Origin of the sequence: Streptococcus sp. HMSC077F03 (genome assembly GCF_001812375.1) — a bacterium.
GTDB classification, from domain to species: Bacteria; Bacillota; Bacilli; order Lactobacillales; family Streptococcaceae; genus Streptococcus; species Streptococcus oralis_S.
This window is the reverse complement of record NZ_KV808765.1, coordinates 13,864-30,964: the sequence shown is the minus strand read 5'-3', so window position 1 is coordinate 30,964 and position 17,101 is coordinate 13,864. Positions and strand designations below refer to the sequence as shown.

The following is a 17,101-nucleotide window of genomic DNA, read 5'->3' as shown; positions in this document are numbered from 1 at the left end:
CTAATTAAACTCCTCCTTGCTTATCACAACCGACGGATAGTGCGGCAAGCTACTTAGATTTTTATCCAATGGCGAATCATAGATAGCCAGATAATTGTTTGGATATTGAATCTTTAATTCCTGATATTGGATTTTACTTTTTCATGGTCGGCACTGGCAAAGAGCACTTCCACAACGGCGATTTCTTTTCCTTCCTCCACAAAAGCGTTGACAATAATTTGAATCATAGAAATCTCCTATATCACAATTCAACATCTAACTTTAAAATATCTCCCTTTTCCCCATAATGGAGAAGCCGCAGATATTCTCCCCAAACTCTGGACTTGCCAATGTCTGTATTCATCCAGCTATCCCGACCAATCTCAACATCCTTGTAAAAGGCATTGAAAGTATATGGGATGTAGTAAAGATGCTTTGGTAAGTGCTGAACCAAGGTCCGCCATTGCCTACCAGTCGCGTGGCTTTTGCAAATGAACATAACGGTCTCAACAGTATTAAAATCAAAAATTTCTTTGGCAAACAGTACGTTTTCTAAAGTATTGCTAGAAGAGTTTTCAAATTTAATCACTTCTTCAGGAATGCCTCCGGCCATCAGATGCTGGATAATAACCTCTGCCTCTGTATGCCCATTCCAATCTGGATGAGGCGTTCCTGTCAAACTTCGGCCACCAGTCACAATAATTCGTCTTACATAGCCTTTTTGATAAGCCTCAATAGCTTTTTTCCAATGACCTGGGTGAGTCCCACTGAAAACAAACAAAACATCACACGACTGAGGTTCGATTATTTTCCCAAAAACACTCTTAGTTAAAAAGGAAATTTCTTTATCAGAGAACTCTTTCGGAACTTCTGGACTTTTCGGGATAATTGGTCTCATCTATACATTTCCTCCACAAAATCTTCTTAAAAATCAATCCCTTCCCCTAATTCAACCACACTATTCGGCATATCGCTAAACAAAGTCACATGCCCCATTTTGCGGTTGTGCTTCGCTTCTATTTTACCATACATGTGGAGGTGGGCGCTTGGATTTTCTGTGACATACTTTTCAGCGACCTCGACGTGTTGGCCGAGAACATTGAGCATAACAGCAGGAGCATGCAATTTGATAGCTGGCAATGGCGCTCCCAGAACACCTAGAATATGGGTGTCAAACTGGGAGAAGTCACAGGCTTCGATGGAGTAATGCCCTGAGTTGTGTGGACGTGGGGCGATCTCATTAACAATGATGTCATCAGCTGTCGCAAACATTTCCACACATAGGGTTCCAGACAAGTTCAGTTGTTCTGCGATTCGTACCGCCATGGCTTTGGCTTTTTCAGCTAGACTATCCGAAATGCGAGCTGGGACGATGGTCTTAGACAGAATGTTGTTACGGTGGATATTTTCCTGAACTGGGAAAACTGTCACGCTCTTGCCATTACCAGACACGATGACAGAAATTTCAAGGTCAAAGTTGACAAATTCTTCCAAGACACAGTCTGCTGAGTCTGCTAGTGCACGGGCTTCCTCCAAGTCTGCTTCCGAGCGAATGACCTTTTGCCCATGCCCATCGTAGCCACCCGTCGCAGTCTTGAGGACATAGTTTTTCGACAGGTCAATATCTGTCAAATCTTGACTTGAAGTCACAACCTTGTAAGGTGCCACAGTGACTTGTGCCTTGTTTGCGAGAAAGTCCTTTTCAAAAATGCGATTTTGGGAAATACGGAGCAGATCGGTCCCTTGAGGGAGCTGACCATCCTTGATAACAGCATCCAAACCGTCTGCATCAACATTTTCAAATTCATAAGTGAAGACATCGCAACGCTCAGCCAACTGACGAAGGGCATCCACATCGTTATAAGGCGCCACGATGATCTCCGCCACGCGAGAGGCTGGGCAATCCGCCGCAGGATCCAGCGCGATGACCTTGTGCCCCATGTAGATAGCTGAAATGGCCATCATCTGACCCAGCTGACCGCCACCGATAATTCCGATTGTTTTAGATGAGCTCATTTGTAGACTCCTCTGCAATTTTTCCTTGTTCTTCTGCAAAATCTGCCAAAGCTGTCGCGATAGCTTGATCCTCTACTGAGAGGAGACGGAGGGCAAAGAGGCCCGCATTGGTCGCACCAGCTTCACCGATAGCCATAGTCGCAACAGGCACGCCACCCGGCATCTGTACGATCGAGTAAAGCGAGTCCACGCCACTAAGAGCACGCGATTTGACAGGCACCCCGATGACAGGAAGGGTTGTTTTGGCTGCGACCATTCCTGGCAAATGAGCAGCACCACCCGCACCTGCGATGATAACCTTGATGCCACGGCTACGAGCTTCTTCGGCATGTTTGAACATGAGGTCTGGTGTGCGGTGAGCAGAAACAACTTTCTTTTCGTAGGCTACACCGAAGCGGTCTAGGACTTCTGCGGTTTTTTGCATGGTTGCCCAGTCGGATTTGGAGCCCATGATAATGGAAATTACGGGTTTCATTTCTTCTCCTTTTTCTTCCTTTCAACAATCACCTTAGGTTGTGAGGGACGGCAGCAGCCACCAAAGGTGTCTCATGCCTAAATCGGAAGCCCAAGGTCTTCCAATTTCCCTGAACGATTGGATTATCATCCAATCGTTCTTTCACAACGGCGGTGATTGTTATTTTATTGCTCGCTAATGCTCGCAAGTTATGCAACCATTAGCATATTTGGCGACTTCGTCGCGTTATTCTTATATCTTTACTTAACAGCCTTGCTTCCGATATCTGTTCGGTAGAAGAGGCCTTCTGTGTTTTGTTTGTCGAGTTCCTTGTAGATGGTATCTTGGGCTTCTTTGACGGTATCTGCTGTGGTGACCAGCATATAGACACGTCCGCCGTTGGATAGCAATGCTCTGCTATTTTCCGCAAACTTAGCTCCAGCATAGTAGGTGATAATGTCGCCTTCGGTCTTGGATGGAAGCTTAACACCTTTTTCATAGTCTAGCGGGTAGCCCTGGGATGCGACAACCACACCCAGAGTCACACCCTTGTCCGTCCACGTGATGTTCGGATCCTTGCCATCAAGAATATCCGTGATATTTTGCGCAAAGTCAGATGTCAAACGAGGCAAGATAATCTGTGTTTCGGGATCACCAAAACGAGCGTTGAACTCTATAACCTTCGGACCGTCAGCAGTCAAAATAAGCCCCGCGTAGAGGACACCAAGGTACGGACGACCTTCTTTAATCATCCCTTCAAGAACTGGCTTGACAATAGTCTCCACTGCCGTATCAACTACACTCTGTGGTAAGTGGGGAACTGGTGCATAGGCACCCATCCCACCAGTGTTAGGCCCCTTGTCGCCATCATAGGCACGTTTGTGGTCCTGAGCTGTTGGCATGGTGTAGAACTTGTCACCATTGACAAAGGCAAAAAGTGAAAATTCCTCTCCTTCAAGGAATTCCTCGATAACCACACGCGCACCTGAGTCACCGAATTTATTGTCCAAAAGCATCTCATGAGTAGCTTCGACTGCTTGCTCAACCGTCTCCGCAACGACGACACCCTTCCCAAGTGCCAAACCATCTGCCTTGACAACGATTGGAGCGCCTTTCTCCTCGATATAAACCTTAGCTGCTTCGAAATCTGAAAATGTGCCATAGGCTGCTGTTGGAACGTCGTATTTGACCATGATTTCCTTAGCAAAATCCTTGGACCACTCCAGCTCCGCTGCAGCCCTAGTCGGACCAAAAGCCTTGAGCCCAGCTGCATTGAACTCATCCACAATCCCAGCCGCAAGGGCGTCATCTGGACCAATGAAGGACCAAGCAATATCGTTAGCTTTTGCAAACTCAATCAATTTAGAATGTTCGGAAATAGAAATATTTACCAATTCCAGACCATCCAGAGTCATCCCGTCATTCCCAGGAGCTACAAAGACTTTTTCAACGTCTTTTGACTCAAGCAACTTCTTAGCAATGGCATGTTCACGACCGCCCGAACCGACAACTAACAGCTTCATCTCTCAACCTCTTTTGCGAATTATTTACTAATATTATATCACAAACGTTCGTTTTAATCTTGTTTCGTTTCGCTTTTAAAGCAAAAAAAGGAAAGAAACTGTTTTCTTTCCTTTACGTTCTTAATGTCTAAAATGTCTCACGCCTGTGAAGACCATAGTCAAGCCGTATTTATCAGCAGCTTCGATAGACTCTTGGTCACGGACGGATCCACCTGGTTGGATGATGGCCTTGATACCTGCTTTAGCGATTTCTTCCACGTTATCCGCAAATGGGAAGAAGGCATCCGAAGCAAGAACGGCACCGTCAAGGCGGTCTTTAGCTTGATCAATGGCGATACGAACAGAGGCCACACGGTTAGTTTGACCTGGCCCAACACCCAATGTCATGTGGTCATTAGTTACGATGATTCCGTTTGATTTGACATACTTAATGGCTTTCCAAGCAAACTCAAGGGCAGTCGCTTCTGTCTCAGTTGGTTGGCGTTTGGTTACCACTTGCCAGTCAGCTGGGCTTTCTTTGATCACGTCTTGGTTTTGAACGAGGAGTCCACCAACAACACCTGTGTATTCCGCTTCCACTTCACTAGCATCTTGTGCGTCAAATGGCAAGGCAAGAATGCGCAAGTTTTTCTTTTTGTTGGTCAAAATGGCTAGCGCTTCATCGGTATAGCTCGGTGCGATGATGATCTCGAGGAAAACGCCGTGCATCTTCTCAGCTGTCGCAGCATCTACCTCACGGTTGAGAACGACGATACCACCAAAGATAGACACTGGGTCAGACTCATAAGCGTAGTTCCAAGCAGTCTCGATATCGTCAGCTTGACCAATCCCACATGGGTTCATGTGTTTGAGAGCTACAACCGTTGGACGTTCTTTGAAATCACGGATAATACGAATGGCAGCATCCGCATCGCGAATGTTGTTAAAGGACAATTCCTTGCCGTTAAGCTGTTTGGCTGATGCAATGGAGTAATCCGTTGGCAAGGCTTTTTGGTAGAAGTCCGCATCCTGTTGAGGATTTTCACCGTAACGCATGGCTTGTTTGAGGTCATAAGTCAAGGTCAGTTTTTCAGGCTTTTCTTCACCCACTTGAGCTGTGAAGTATTCTGCGATCAAGGCATCATAAGCCGCTGTGTGACGGAAAACCTTGGCTGCCAAACGTTGGCGAGTTTCGTAACTTGTTTCACCATTTGCTGCCAATTCTTCAAGAACCACAGCATAGTCAGCAGGGTCTACCACAACTGTCACGCTGGCATGGTTTTTAGCCGCTGAACGAAGCATGGATGGCCCACCGATATCAATATTTTCAACTGCGTCAGCGTACGTCACGTCTGGTTTGAGGATTGTTTCCTTGAAAGGATAGAGGTTGACCACTACAAGGTCGATAAGCTCGATCTTATTGTTCTTAGCCGCCTCAAGGTGGCTATCGAGATCACGACGAGCTAGGAGCCCACCATGGATATTTGGGTGAAGGGTCTTGACACGACCGTCCATCATTTCTGGGAAGCCCGTCACATCATCAATTGCAATGGTCTCCACCCCAGCATTGTCAAGGGCAACTTTGGTACCACCTGTTGAGATAATCTCCCAACCAAGTTTTTTAAGTTCTTGGGCAAATTCAACAATGCCCGCTTTGTCTGAGACGCTGATTAAGGCGCGTTTAGTCATGTTATTTCCTTTCATTTACTTATCCAACAATTCTCTAATAACCTCTGGATACAACTTGTACTCCGCTTTATGAATCCGAGCTTCAAAGCTTTCGAGGGTATCATCAGCTAGACGTGGCACACGGACTTGTTTGATGACCTTTCCTGTATCCACACCGGAGTCCACCCAGTGAATGGTCACGCCACTCTCAGTAACACCAGCATTCCAAGCATCCTCAATTCCATGAGCTCCTGGAAATTCTGGCAAGTAGGCTGGATGAATGTTGATAATTCGACCTTCATAGGCCTCCAATAAGGTTGGGCCAACGATTTTCATGTAGCCGGCGAGGCAAACCAAGTCAATCTGATGTTCTTCCAAGAGCTCGACAAGAGCTGCTTCGTAGTCCGCCTTGTTCTCAAACTCCTTGAGTTCAAAAGCATAGGACAGGACGCCGAGCTTATCTGCACGTTCCAGCACATAGGCGTCACGATGGTCTGAAAAGACAAATTCCACCGGAAACTCTTCGGCAATCACCTGAAAATTTGAGCCATTACCAGAGGCAAAAACCGCTATTTTTTTCATTTGATGATGACACTTTCGTTTTCTTTCTTGACGATGCGACCAATTTCATAAACTGGTTCATCCAGCAATTCCTTGACGCGATCTACATTTTCAGGGCTAACTGCCAGCATGAGTCCCACACCCATATTGAAGATTTCAAACATTTCTTCATGCTTGATCTGACCGTATTTTTCAAGGGCTTTGAAAATCGGAAGCACTGGAACCTTGTCTTCTTCAATTTCCGCAGCTAGGTCAGCCGCAAACATACGAGGAACATTCTCGATAAAGCCGCCACCTGTGATGTGGGCAATGCCGTTGACTAACTCTTCCTTGATGAGTGGCAAGACAGCCTTGACATAGATACGAGTCGGCTCAAGAAGGACTTCCTTGAGTTTCTTGCCTTCCAATTCCGGCAAGACTTCCTCACCTGTGTAGTCGGCAAAAACACGACGCACGAGTGAGTAACCATTTGAGTGAATACCACTCGAAGCAAGCCCGAGAAGGACATCACCTTCAGCTACTTTTGAACCGTCTATGATTTGAGATTTTTCAGCCACACCGACTGCAAAACCAGCCAAGTCGTAGTCATCTTCGCCATACATACCAGGCATTTCAGCTGTTTCCCCACCGATGAGGGCTGCGCCTGCCTGCACACAACCTTCTGCCACACCAGCAACGACTTGTTCTAGTTTAGCTGGTTCATTCTTCCCTGTCGCCACATAGTCAAGGAAATAGAGGGGCTCCGCACCTGCAGCGATGATATCATTGACACACATGGCCACACAGTCCTGACCGATGGTATCATGCTTGTCGTATTTGATGGCCAACATGAGCTTGGTTCCGACACCATCAGTCCCTGAGATCAAGACCGGCTCTTTGACACCTGTTTTTGAAAGGTCAAACATGCCACCGAAACCACCTAGAGCTCCCATAACACCTGCACGCTCCGTACGAGCTACATGCTTTTTAATCCGTTCAACAACTTCATAACCCGCTTCAACATCTACACCCGACTGGGCGTACGCATTTTTATTTGCCATTTTATTTTTCCTTTTCTTTGAGAAGATTGCGACGTATTTTTAGATAAACAATTATTTTATCTAAAAATACTAGTCAGGGCTCTAGCTTTGGTCCCATAGGGCAAAGCGTCTACTGACAAATGCTTTAGCTTTTAGTCAGTAGCGAGACGTGGAGCATAAGCATTTTTATTTGTCATCTTTTTTTCTCTTCCTTTCCTTTCATGGAGAGCCTTTATCCGCCTATTTGTAAAAACTGGTCTTTTCTTCCAAACTTCTACGATAGTCTTCCTCATAGTCGTAGAGAGGAGTTGGGTAGTCGCCGTCAAAGTAAGCTACACAGAGACCACCGTTTGGCGCATCTGTTTCGATGCCGATAGAATCAATCAAGCCATCAATCGAAAGATAGGTCAGGCTATCCGCACCAATGATTTGGCGAGTTTCTTCGACCGTATGATTGGCCGCAATCAGCTCCTGACGCGTCTGGATATCAATCCCGTAAAAACATGGATAAGCTAGCGCTGGACTGCCAATAGCAACATGAACCTCAGACGCACCTGCTTCTTTCAAAAGCTGAACGATACGGCGAGAGGTTGTCCCACGAACAATGGAATCATCAATCATCACCACACGTTTGCCTTTGACAACGCCTGAAACAGCAGACAGTTTCATCCGCACTCCTTGCTCCCGCAATTCTTGAGTCGGTTGGATAAAGGTGCGTTGGGTGTATTGGTTTTTGATGAGACCCATTTCATTTGGCAGACCAGATTCTTCTGCAAATCCCATAGCTGCGCTGAGCGAGGAATTTGGCACACCGACCACAATATCTGCTTCGTGCTTGAACTCACGCGCTAATTGGGCCCCCATACGTTTGCGAGCTGTATGGACATTAACACCATGAATATTAGAGTCAGGACGGGCAAAATAGATATACTCCATAGAGCAGATCGCCAACTGGGTATCATTCGTATAGCTATCGTACTGAATCCCATTGTCATCCACAATCACAATTTCCCCTGGTTTCACATCACGAATCCACTCGGCACCAATGACTTCAAAAGCACAGGTTTCTGACGAAACGACCACCGCTCCGTTTGCCATTTTCCCAATAGAAAGTGGACGAAAACCATTAGGATCAAGAGCCGCAATCAACTTGTCCTCAAACAGCAGGATATAAGCAAATCCACCTTTGACAAGGCTAAGCGCCTCTTTGATTTTGCCCATCAAGTTGGGATTGTGACTCCGACGAATGAGGTGAGCCAAGATTTCCGAGTCCGAAGTTGAACTGAAAATAGCTCCTCTTTGTTCCAATTCTTGCTTGAGCGATTCGGCATTGGTCAAGTTTCCGTTGTGAGCAAGTCCAAACTGCATATCATGAAAGCGGAAGAGGAAGGGCTGAATGTTATCCACAGAAGCTTCGCCAGCAGTCGCATAACGCACATGCCCAATCGCGCTCGTTCCTGTCAATTTATCCAAATTAGCAGGATTTCTGAACACTTCTGATAAAAGCCCCATATCACGATGGCGCTTCAATTGCCCCTGATCATTGGAAAGGATTCCTGCCCCCTCCTGACCACGGTGCTGAAGACTGTGGAGACCAAAATAGGTCAATTTAGCAGCATCTGGATGTCCCCAGATACCGAAAACACCACATTCTTCATTAAGAGATTTTACTTCGTATGTCATTTTTTATACCTTTTATTTCCCTGTGAAATAACGCACAGCCGACGCGAACAGGTGCTGGTCTTTATTTCCTGGGATGTTTTGGAAGAGACCGTCTTCATAACGTTCTGAGTGTCCCATCTTACCGATGATTTGACCATTCTTGCTAGTAATTCCTTCGATGGCATTTACAGAACCATTAGGATTGTACTTAGAGTCCATGCTTGGTTTTCCGTCAAAGTCAACGTATTGGCTGAAAATTTGTCCATTGTCACGGAGTTCCGCAAATTCCTCAGCTGTCACGACAAATTTCCCTTCACCGTGCGAAACAGGAATAGCGTGGATATCACCCACCTGCACGCCAGCCAACCATGGTGAGTTGGTATTGGCAATCCGAGTTTCCACCATCTTGGCCACGTGTTGGTTGGCATCATTGTAGAAGAGGGTTGGACTCGTACTGCTGGCATCCTCGAAGTTTCCGTATGGAAGAAGACCTGATTTGACCAAGGCCTGGAACCCATTACAGATACCAATAATCAAGCCACCACGAGCGATAAAGCTATCAATCGCTACACGCACTTTTTCATTAAGCAAAATATTGACGATAAACTTAGCTGAGCCATCTGGTTCATCCGCAGCTGAGAAACCACCGGCAAAGAAGAGAATGTTAGCCTTGCCGATATTGTCAACCATAGTTTCAACTGACTTGACAATGGCTTCTCCATTCAAGGTCACAAATGGCACTAAGTTGACATCTGCACCTTCTTTTTCGAAGGCCTTGGCTGAATCATATTCTGAGTTGGTTCCTGGGAAGACTGGGATGTAAACCACAGGTTTTTCAACTCTTTCTTTAGCTTTGATAACTGCATCAGAAGCGACAGCTGGAACTTCTTCCAGTTCTTTAGCTTGGGCAAATTCAGTTGGGTAAACTTCTTCCAGTTTCCCTTGGAAGGCACTGTCAAGTTTCTGTCCATCTAGCTTCACACCGTTGACAAGGAGTGTAAAGTCTACTTTCGTTTGACCAATCTTCTCCACTCCAATGATTTCTTCAGGAGATGTGAAGACAAATCCGCCTAGCTGAGCTGTCAAAGAACTTTCAAGTTCAGGCAAGGTTACCTCTGCACCGATATGGTTCCCAAAGGTAGCAAGAGCCAAGCTTTCAAGGACACCGCCATATTTGACAGCTGATGCAGATGTCACTTTGTGATCAGCTTGGATAGCTTCAAATTGAGCAAAATTAGACTTGATAAGATCAAAATCAATCTCTTGTGCCAAAGATTGACCTGGGATGTAGTAGATATTTTCACCAGCAGTCTTGAACTCAGGAGAGAGCACCTTACGGCTATCTGCCGTCGTCACCCCAAAGGCAACCAAGGTTGGCGGTACAGTCAATTCTTCAAAAGTACCAGACATAGAGTCCTTACCACCGATAGATGGCAAACCAAGCTGGATTTGTGCTTCGATAGAGCCTAGAAGAGCTGCTACTGGCTGACCAAAACGCTCAGCTTGCTTGTCCATTCGCTCAAAATACTCTTGGTATGAGAAGCGAGCCTTGGACCAGTTTGCACCAGCAGCTACCAAACGAGCAGTCGCTTCGATTACTGCATAGGCAGCGCCATGGTATGGAGACCATTCTGCTACATAAGGGTTAAAACCTTGAGCCATGACTGATGCAGTGTGAGTTACACCGTGTTGAACTGGCAATTTCTGCACAGATGCCTCAGTTGGTGTGAGTTGGTAGCGACCACCAAGTGGGTGATTGACCGTTGAACGACCGACCGAACAGTCAAAGATGGTTTGCAATCCTTTTTGACTCGCATGGTTGAGATCAGATAGAACCGCAAGGGTATCTGCTTCAAGTGTGTCAACGCTTGTTGTGCGTTCTTCTGGAAGTTTGACACCCTTGTCTACCACCTTGGCATCAACGACTACGCGCACACCGTTGGTATCAAGGAAACGACGTTCCAAGTCGACGATGGTTTCACCATTCCAGTGCATGACTAGATTTGGTTTTTCAGTCACTGTCGCAACCACAACAGCGTCAATATTTTCTTTGTTACATTCCGCAACAAAGGCATCTACGTCCTCAGGACGAACCACCACAGCCATCCGTTCTTGTGATTCAGAAATAGCAATTTCGGTACCGTTCAATCCTTGGTATTTAAGAGGAACCTTGTTGAGGTCGATTTCAAGACCGTCTGCCAATTCACCGATGGCTACACAGACACCACCAGCACCAAAGTCGTTGGATTTCTTGATAAGACGAGTGACATCACCATTACGGAAAAGACGTTGAATCTTGCGTTCTTCGATGGCATTCCCCTTTTGGACCTCAGCACCAGCAGTCTCTACAGACTCAACTGTTTGAACCTTAGAAGATCCCGTTGCACCACCGACACCATCACGCCCAGTCTTACCACCTAGCAAGATAATCACGTCACCGGCTTCCGGTTTTTCACGGACTACATTTTCCTTAGGAGCAGCACCAACAACGGCACCTAGCTCCATGCGTTTAGCCACAAACCCTGGGTGGAAGTATTCACGAACGTAAGTCGTCGCCAGACCAATCTGGTTACCATACGAAGAATAACCATGAGCCGCTGTCTTCGAAATGACTTGTTGTGGCAATTTACCAGCGCGAGTTTCCGAAATTGGAGCTGTAATATCACCAGCACCTGAGATACGCATAGCTTGGTAAACGTAGGAACGGCCTGACAATGGGTCACGAATGGCACCACCGATACAAGTAGCCGCGCCACCAAATGGTTCAATCTCAGTTGGGTGGTTGTGGGTTTCGTTTTTAAACATGAGGAGCCAAGGTTCCTTGACACCATCAACGTCCACTTCGATTTCAACCGAGCAGGCATTGATTTCGTCTGACACTTCCATGTCGTCCAAACGCCCATTAGCACGCTCATAACGACCAAAAATAGTCGCCATATCCATCAAGGTTTGTGGCTTTTCAGACCGACCTAGTTCATCACGCATGGCAATATACTTGTCATAAGTCGCCTGCAATTGCTTTTGGAATTTAGAAGCTGAGAAGTCAATGTTTTTCAACTCGGTCTCAAAAGTCGTGTGACGGCAGTGGTCAGACCAATAAGTATCCAACACCTTGAGCTCAGTCTCAGTTGGCACGCGCCCGATTGACTTGAAGTAGTCTTGGATAAAGAGCAAATCATCCACTTCCATGGCCATCCCTTGCTCTGCCTTGAAGCGAGCAAAGTCTTCTGCCGTATAACTTTCAAAGAAAGTCAATTTAGGAATGGTCTTGTCCGACTCTGAAAATTCTTGCTTGGCAATTCCTGTCGTGATGTCCTTGAAACGAGAATCCACTGGGTTGAGCAAGTAGTTCTTGACCGCTTCCAACTCAGTCGCATCAATATCTTTATTAACCAAGTAAAGTTGGGCTGTGTTGACTGTCACATCACTCGAACTCCCCAGCAAAAGCAAGGCTTCCTGTGAAGAAGCCGCACGCTGGTCAAACTGCCCTGGCAAACTTTCAATGGCAAAGAAAGCATAGTTAGCAAGGTCCGCCTGCACGGCTGATTCATCCAAGACATGGTCTGTTACCTGCTCAGAGAAGATGTGTTTTTCCGCAGGTGCAAACAAGTCCTCTGCCAAATCTAAGACATCATAAACTTGCACAATGCGAATACTTTTCAAAGTTGACAGTCCCAAGTTGTGCTGGAGCTCCCTTACCAAACTCTCTGATTTAACCTGAAAATCAGCCTTTTTCTCAACAAAAATACGTTTATCCATCAATTCTTATTCCTTTATTTCAGCTCTTGCAATATTACCAAACGAACTTGAGAGTCTTGCAAACAGATTATTTCAATTCCTGCAATTTCTCCCAGACAATCTCATAAACGTCGGTTAGTTCTCCCAATCCCCTACGAAAAACATCCTTGTCCATGTGGTTGCCATCTGCATCCCACAAACGGCAGTTATCTGGTGAAAACTCGTCTGCCAAGATAATCTTGCCATCCTTGTCAAAACCGAACTCTAGCTTAAAGTCAATCAATTTAAGGCCAATCTCAGCAAACCAAGCTTTCAAAAGCTCATTGATACGACGCGTCTCTTCCTTCAAGTAAGCAATCTGCTGGTCATCCGCAATTTTTAGGAATTTCACATGCTCATCATTGATAAAAGGATCATCCAAATCGTCATTTTTATAGTAAAATTCGACAATTGGAGTCTCAAATGCGATACCTTCTTCTACGCCAAAACGTTTTGAAAAGGAACCAGCCGTGTAGTTGCGGAGCACAACTTCCAAAGGAATAATCTCCACCTTTTTATTGAGTTGTTCCGTGTCTGAAAGTTTCTCCACAAAATGAGTCGCTACACCAGCCGCATTTAATTTCTCAAAAATAAAAGATGAAATCTGATTATTTAACACTCCCTTGCCCGCAATCTGCTCCTTCTTGACACCGTTGAAGGCAGTTGCTTGGTCCTTGTAAGTTGAAATAATGAGATTTTCATCCTCAGTTGTATAGATATCCTTGGCTTTTCCCGAATAGATCAGTTGTTTTGACATTTTAAAGTTCGCCTTTCGTTTTACTTGAGCACATTCTACCACAAAAGCATGGAAAATTCAAGGTTTTTACGAATAAATAACGTTTTCCTATTTTAAGCGTAAAGAAAAACTGCAAGATAAGCTCTTCTTACAGTTTTAAAATCATTTATCCTCTGAAAAACACGAATATTACCCTTTATTCAAAAATTGATCCCAAAAATAACGGAGATAGCTTTTCTTTCCCGTAATCATCTGCAGGCGGCCTTCTAAACCATAGCGAAGTTTTTCAGCCTGCTCAGAAGTCAGATGGGTCTCCGCCTCAATTTTAAAGAAATTCCCTTTTTCAGTCTTTGTAGCTGTCGCATCGATACTTGTAATCGTAGAATCCAGGAAAATTTGATTCTTCGCATCATTAGTCGTAGTATAACGAACAGAGTCCCCAATCTTGACTCTAGCAACATCTTTTGAACTGAGATAAGCTGTGAGTTTGGTTTTCCCTTCTTTTTCCAAGGATGGGTAGAGTTGGGCTAGCAGGGTTCCTTCTGCGACCATCGTAGATTCACTAGTCTCAGGATTGAGGTGAAGCACCCCATCCTCACTTGCTGTAATCTTCCCTTTATCTAGGAGACCTCCCTGTACCTTCTTACCCGATTCCGCCTCCAAAATTTTCTGATCCAAAAGAGTTAATTCCTGACCGACTTTGACTAAGTGCTGAGATTTGAGCGATTCCAGTTGACTATCCAGTCCCGTTGCATGAGCCTGTTGAGCTCCAGAACCCGCATACTGTACACGATACGTAGCTAGACTGGACTCTAGCTGAGCAATTTGTGCATCCACTTGCGCAATAACCTGCGATTTAGCTTGCGGATCTTCTTCACCTTGATTTTTATAGGTCTGATAAAAAGAGTAGGCTGGATTCTGACTATCCAGTTGATCTCCCTTTTCAATCGCTGACTTTGCTGTTTTATAGTCTCGAATTTTATCCTCTGTTTGACTGATAAGATTGCCAATCTCGGCCTGGCTCTGACTTGCTGCCGCATTTTGAGAGGAGATGCTGGCATTTTGCTGAGAAACATTACTCCTAAGACTACTAGCTTGGCTGAGATAGTCTCGAAACATCTCCTGATAACCAAACTTATCCGCCTCTGGAAATTGATCACTCCCCTCTTTCAAACTGGATTGCAAATACCCCAACTGCTTTTTTTGATCCTTTAACATCTCCAATTGACTGGCATATGCCTCAACCTGGACAGCTTCCGCACCTTGCTGGTACTGAACGAGGAGTTCCCCCTGCTTGACTAGTTTGTTTTCTTCCAGATAATTTGCCACAATGCGTTGATTGCTAGTCGACTGGATATTGGCAATGATCCGACTAGGTTCGACAGTCGCTCTGGTAGACAAACTAATCTCTTTCTCTGCAAAAACTGCAAATCCCAGTAAAAACATGAGCAGAAGTGACATAGGTAAAATCACCCGACTGGAAAAATTATGGTAACGACGATTATAAAACTCCGCACTTTCTAAAAATTCTGATTTCATCTTCTCCTCTTTCTAGCTATTCACCAAATGGGCATAAAAGCCATCCTGTGCAAGCAAGTCTGCATGGGTACCCTCTTCGACAATCTTGCCCTGATCCAAGACAACAACCTTCTCTGTCCGCTCTGCAATGGTCAAGCGATGGGCAATGAAAATCAAGGTCTTATCTAAAGCCATGAGATTATCGACAATTCGCTTCTCTGTCAAAATATCCAAACTGCTGGTCGCCTCGTCCAAGATCAAGACAGGTGCATCCGTCAAGAGAGCACGCGCCAGAGCGATTCTCTGCCGTTGCCCACCTGAAATTCCAGCCCCATCCGAAGTCAATTCTGTCTGATAATTCAGAGGCATGCGCTCAATATCCTCCCGAATCTCTGCCAACTCGACTGCTCGTAAGATATCTTCCTGAGTCGTCCCCTCCTTGGCTCCAAGGAGAAGATTCTCCAAAATCGTTCCGTTAAAGACATAGGGCTGTTGAGGCAGGTAGTTGATATACTGACGCAAAGCCTTTTTGTCAATCTGATTAAGATTGACACCACCCAGACTAATCTCTCCCTGACTTGGGTCGTAAAAATTAACCATCATTTTGGCTAAGGTGGTCTTACCCGAACCTGAAATCCCCACAAAAGCTATCTTAGACCCTTGTGGAATGGTCAAATTGATATCCGACAAGACGTCACGACCATAGCCATACTTGTAGTGAACCTGCTTGAAGGTCATCTCTCCCTTCATCATGCTCAAATCTTCTACCGTTTTCTTCTCCTCAAACTCCGAAGCTACTAGATAAACCTCGTTCAGACGATTATTGGCAACCTGCGCTGTCTGAAGTTTGGTTTGTAGGTTAATGATATTTTCCAAAGGATTGGTAAAGTAAACAAGCAAAGTATTATAGGTAATCAGCTGGCCCAAACTCATTTTTCCATCCATGACAAGAATAGCTCCCAGCCAGAGAACGGCAACATTGAGCAGGAGCTGGGCAACTTTTTTCAGAGCCTTTTGCTGACTTTCTGCCCGACTATAGGCAAAGGATTTTTTCAGATAAGCTACAAATTCCTTGTCAATCTTTTGGTAACGCTGACTTTCACTGGTCAAAGATTTAACAGTCTCAATACCGTTGATGTCCTCGATAATAGAAGAAGACAGAACCGCATTAGCTTCCATGGTATCCCGATTCATCTTTTCAAACGGCTTCATAAAGGCAAAGATAATCACTGTATAGATAGGAAGCGCAAGTAGACTAATGAAAAAGAGCGTCATATTTTGTGAAAACAAGACAAGCGAGATAATCAAAATCGTCGACACATCTAGGAAAATCGACAGAATGGTCGAAGCTAGCGCGTCAATGATACTGTTAGCATCCGTGAAACGAGACACGATTTCTCCTGTCCTGCGTGTCGCGAAAAAGGACATCGGCAGATGAAAAACATGCTTGATGTAGGACAAAATCACATCGATGGACAACCGTTGACCCAGAACAAGTAAGAGGTATTCCTGCGCATAAGACAAAATCTGCTGGAGAATATAGACGATGACTAGTCCTATTGAGATGATGCCCAGCGTCGAGCGCATCTGGTCTGGCACGTAACTATCAATGATGGACTGAAGATAGTAGGAACCCACGATATTGATCAAGGTTACCAAGAGTGTCGCTAGGACGATATTGGTAATTAAGCCACGCTGTTTGAGTAAGATTGGCAAGAAGGATAGGAGACCCTGTTTTTTCTCCTTATGGGGTTTATAGTCCGGAGATGGCGCCATAAAGAGACTGACTCCTGTCCATTCTTGCGCAAACCGCTCACGAGAAATCTTGGTCAGCTTGATACCAGGATCTGGATCAGCGATATGAATGTGCTTTTTATCCTGACCTATCACCACATAGTAGTGGAGCAACTTCCCTTCCTTGAGCACATGAGCCACAAAAGGAAAGGTCAAATCTGGCAGATCAAAGAGCGTCATATCCGCCTTGATAGCCCGCGTCTCAAACCCAATCTCCTCTGCCACCTTTACAAGTCCCAAAGCGGTCGTCCCATCCATGGTCGTCTTGGCTAACTCTCGTAGATGAGCCAAGGAGTAATAACTACCGTAGTAGCCAAATACCATAGCCAAGGAAGCCACGCCACAATCCATCTGATCCACCTGGGGACGATAGTGCCTTTTCCCAAATTTCATATCCATCTCCTTTTTTCTAACA

The 17,101-nt window shown here is 45.4% G+C and carries 13 protein-coding genes and 1 pseudogene; all 14 read right to left on the bottom strand.

Annotated elements, in window-relative coordinates; translation table 11 throughout:
• Positions 1 to 227: pseudogene (locus tag HMPREF2853_RS02905) on the bottom strand (phosphoribosylaminoimidazole carboxylase).
• A gap of 14 nt (positions 228 to 241) precedes the next feature.
• The gene (locus HMPREF2853_RS02900) at positions 242 to 877 is read right to left on the bottom strand and encodes a YdcF family protein (RefSeq protein WP_070534783.1); all 636 of its coding nucleotides are present in this window, start codon (positions 875 to 877) and stop codon (positions 242 to 244) included.
• 26 nt (positions 878 to 903) lie between these two features.
• Entirely contained in the window at positions 904 to 1,995 is a 1,092-nt protein-coding gene (gene purK, locus HMPREF2853_RS02895) for a 5-(carboxyamino)imidazole ribonucleotide synthase (RefSeq protein WP_070534781.1), read from the bottom strand.
• Complete coding sequence (gene purE, locus HMPREF2853_RS02890; protein ID WP_070534778.1) at positions 1,982 to 2,470, bottom strand: 5-(carboxyamino)imidazole ribonucleotide mutase; 489 nt, start codon at positions 2,468 to 2,470, stop codon at positions 1,982 to 1,984. Before purE ends, purK begins: the two co-directional genes overlap by 14 nt.
• Before the next feature lie 28 nt (positions 2,471 to 2,498).
• The gene (locus HMPREF2853_RS10040) at positions 2,499 to 2,615 is read right to left on the bottom strand and encodes a phosphoribosylaminoimidazole carboxylase (protein WP_079114924.1); all 117 of its coding nucleotides are present in this window, start codon (positions 2,613 to 2,615) and stop codon (positions 2,499 to 2,501) included.
• A 94-nt stretch (positions 2,616 to 2,709) separates the two neighbouring features.
• Positions 2,710 to 3,972: a phosphoribosylamine--glycine ligase gene (gene purD, locus HMPREF2853_RS02885; RefSeq protein WP_070534776.1), complete on the bottom strand. Its 1,263-nt coding sequence runs from the start codon at positions 3,970 to 3,972 to the stop codon at positions 2,710 to 2,712.
• Between the two features lie 120 nt (positions 3,973 to 4,092).
• Positions 4,093 to 5,640, bottom strand: a complete 1,548-nt coding sequence (purH, locus tag HMPREF2853_RS02880) for a bifunctional phosphoribosylaminoimidazolecarboxamide formyltransferase/IMP cyclohydrolase (RefSeq protein ID WP_070534774.1) — start codon at positions 5,638 to 5,640, stop codon at positions 4,093 to 4,095.
• A gap of 15 nt (positions 5,641 to 5,655) precedes the next feature.
• The gene (gene purN, locus HMPREF2853_RS02875) at positions 5,656 to 6,201 is read right to left on the bottom strand and encodes a phosphoribosylglycinamide formyltransferase (protein ID WP_070534772.1); all 546 of its coding nucleotides are present in this window, start codon (positions 6,199 to 6,201) and stop codon (positions 5,656 to 5,658) included.
• Complete coding sequence (gene purM, locus HMPREF2853_RS02870) at positions 6,198 to 7,220, bottom strand: phosphoribosylformylglycinamidine cyclo-ligase (protein WP_070534770.1); 1,023 nt, start codon at positions 7,218 to 7,220, stop codon at positions 6,198 to 6,200. The genes purN and purM overlap by 4 nt, the downstream gene beginning before the upstream one ends.
• 219 nt (positions 7,221 to 7,439) lie before the next feature.
• Positions 7,440 to 8,882: an amidophosphoribosyltransferase gene (purF, locus tag HMPREF2853_RS02865; RefSeq protein ID WP_065371469.1), complete on the bottom strand. Its 1,443-nt coding sequence runs from the start codon at positions 8,880 to 8,882 to the stop codon at positions 7,440 to 7,442.
• A 12-nt stretch (positions 8,883 to 8,894) separates the two neighbouring features.
• Positions 8,895 to 12,620, bottom strand: coding sequence for a phosphoribosylformylglycinamidine synthase (locus tag HMPREF2853_RS02860; RefSeq protein WP_070534768.1), 3,726 nt, complete (start codon positions 12,618 to 12,620; stop codon positions 8,895 to 8,897).
• A gap of 67 nt (positions 12,621 to 12,687) precedes the next feature.
• Entirely contained in the window at positions 12,688 to 13,395 is a 708-nt protein-coding gene (gene purC / locus HMPREF2853_RS02855; RefSeq protein ID WP_000043285.1) for a phosphoribosylaminoimidazolesuccinocarboxamide synthase, read from the bottom strand.
• Positions 13,396 to 13,563: 168 nt separating this feature from the next.
• Complete coding sequence (comB, locus tag HMPREF2853_RS02850) at positions 13,564 to 14,913, bottom strand: competence pheromone export protein ComB (protein WP_000834201.1); 1,350 nt, start codon at positions 14,911 to 14,913, stop codon at positions 13,564 to 13,566.
• A 12-nt stretch (positions 14,914 to 14,925) separates the two neighbouring features.
• Entirely contained in the window at positions 14,926 to 17,079 is a 2,154-nt protein-coding gene (gene comA, locus HMPREF2853_RS02845; protein WP_000668312.1) for a peptide cleavage/export ABC transporter ComA, read from the bottom strand.
• Between the last annotated feature and the right edge of the window lie 22 nt (positions 17,080 to 17,101).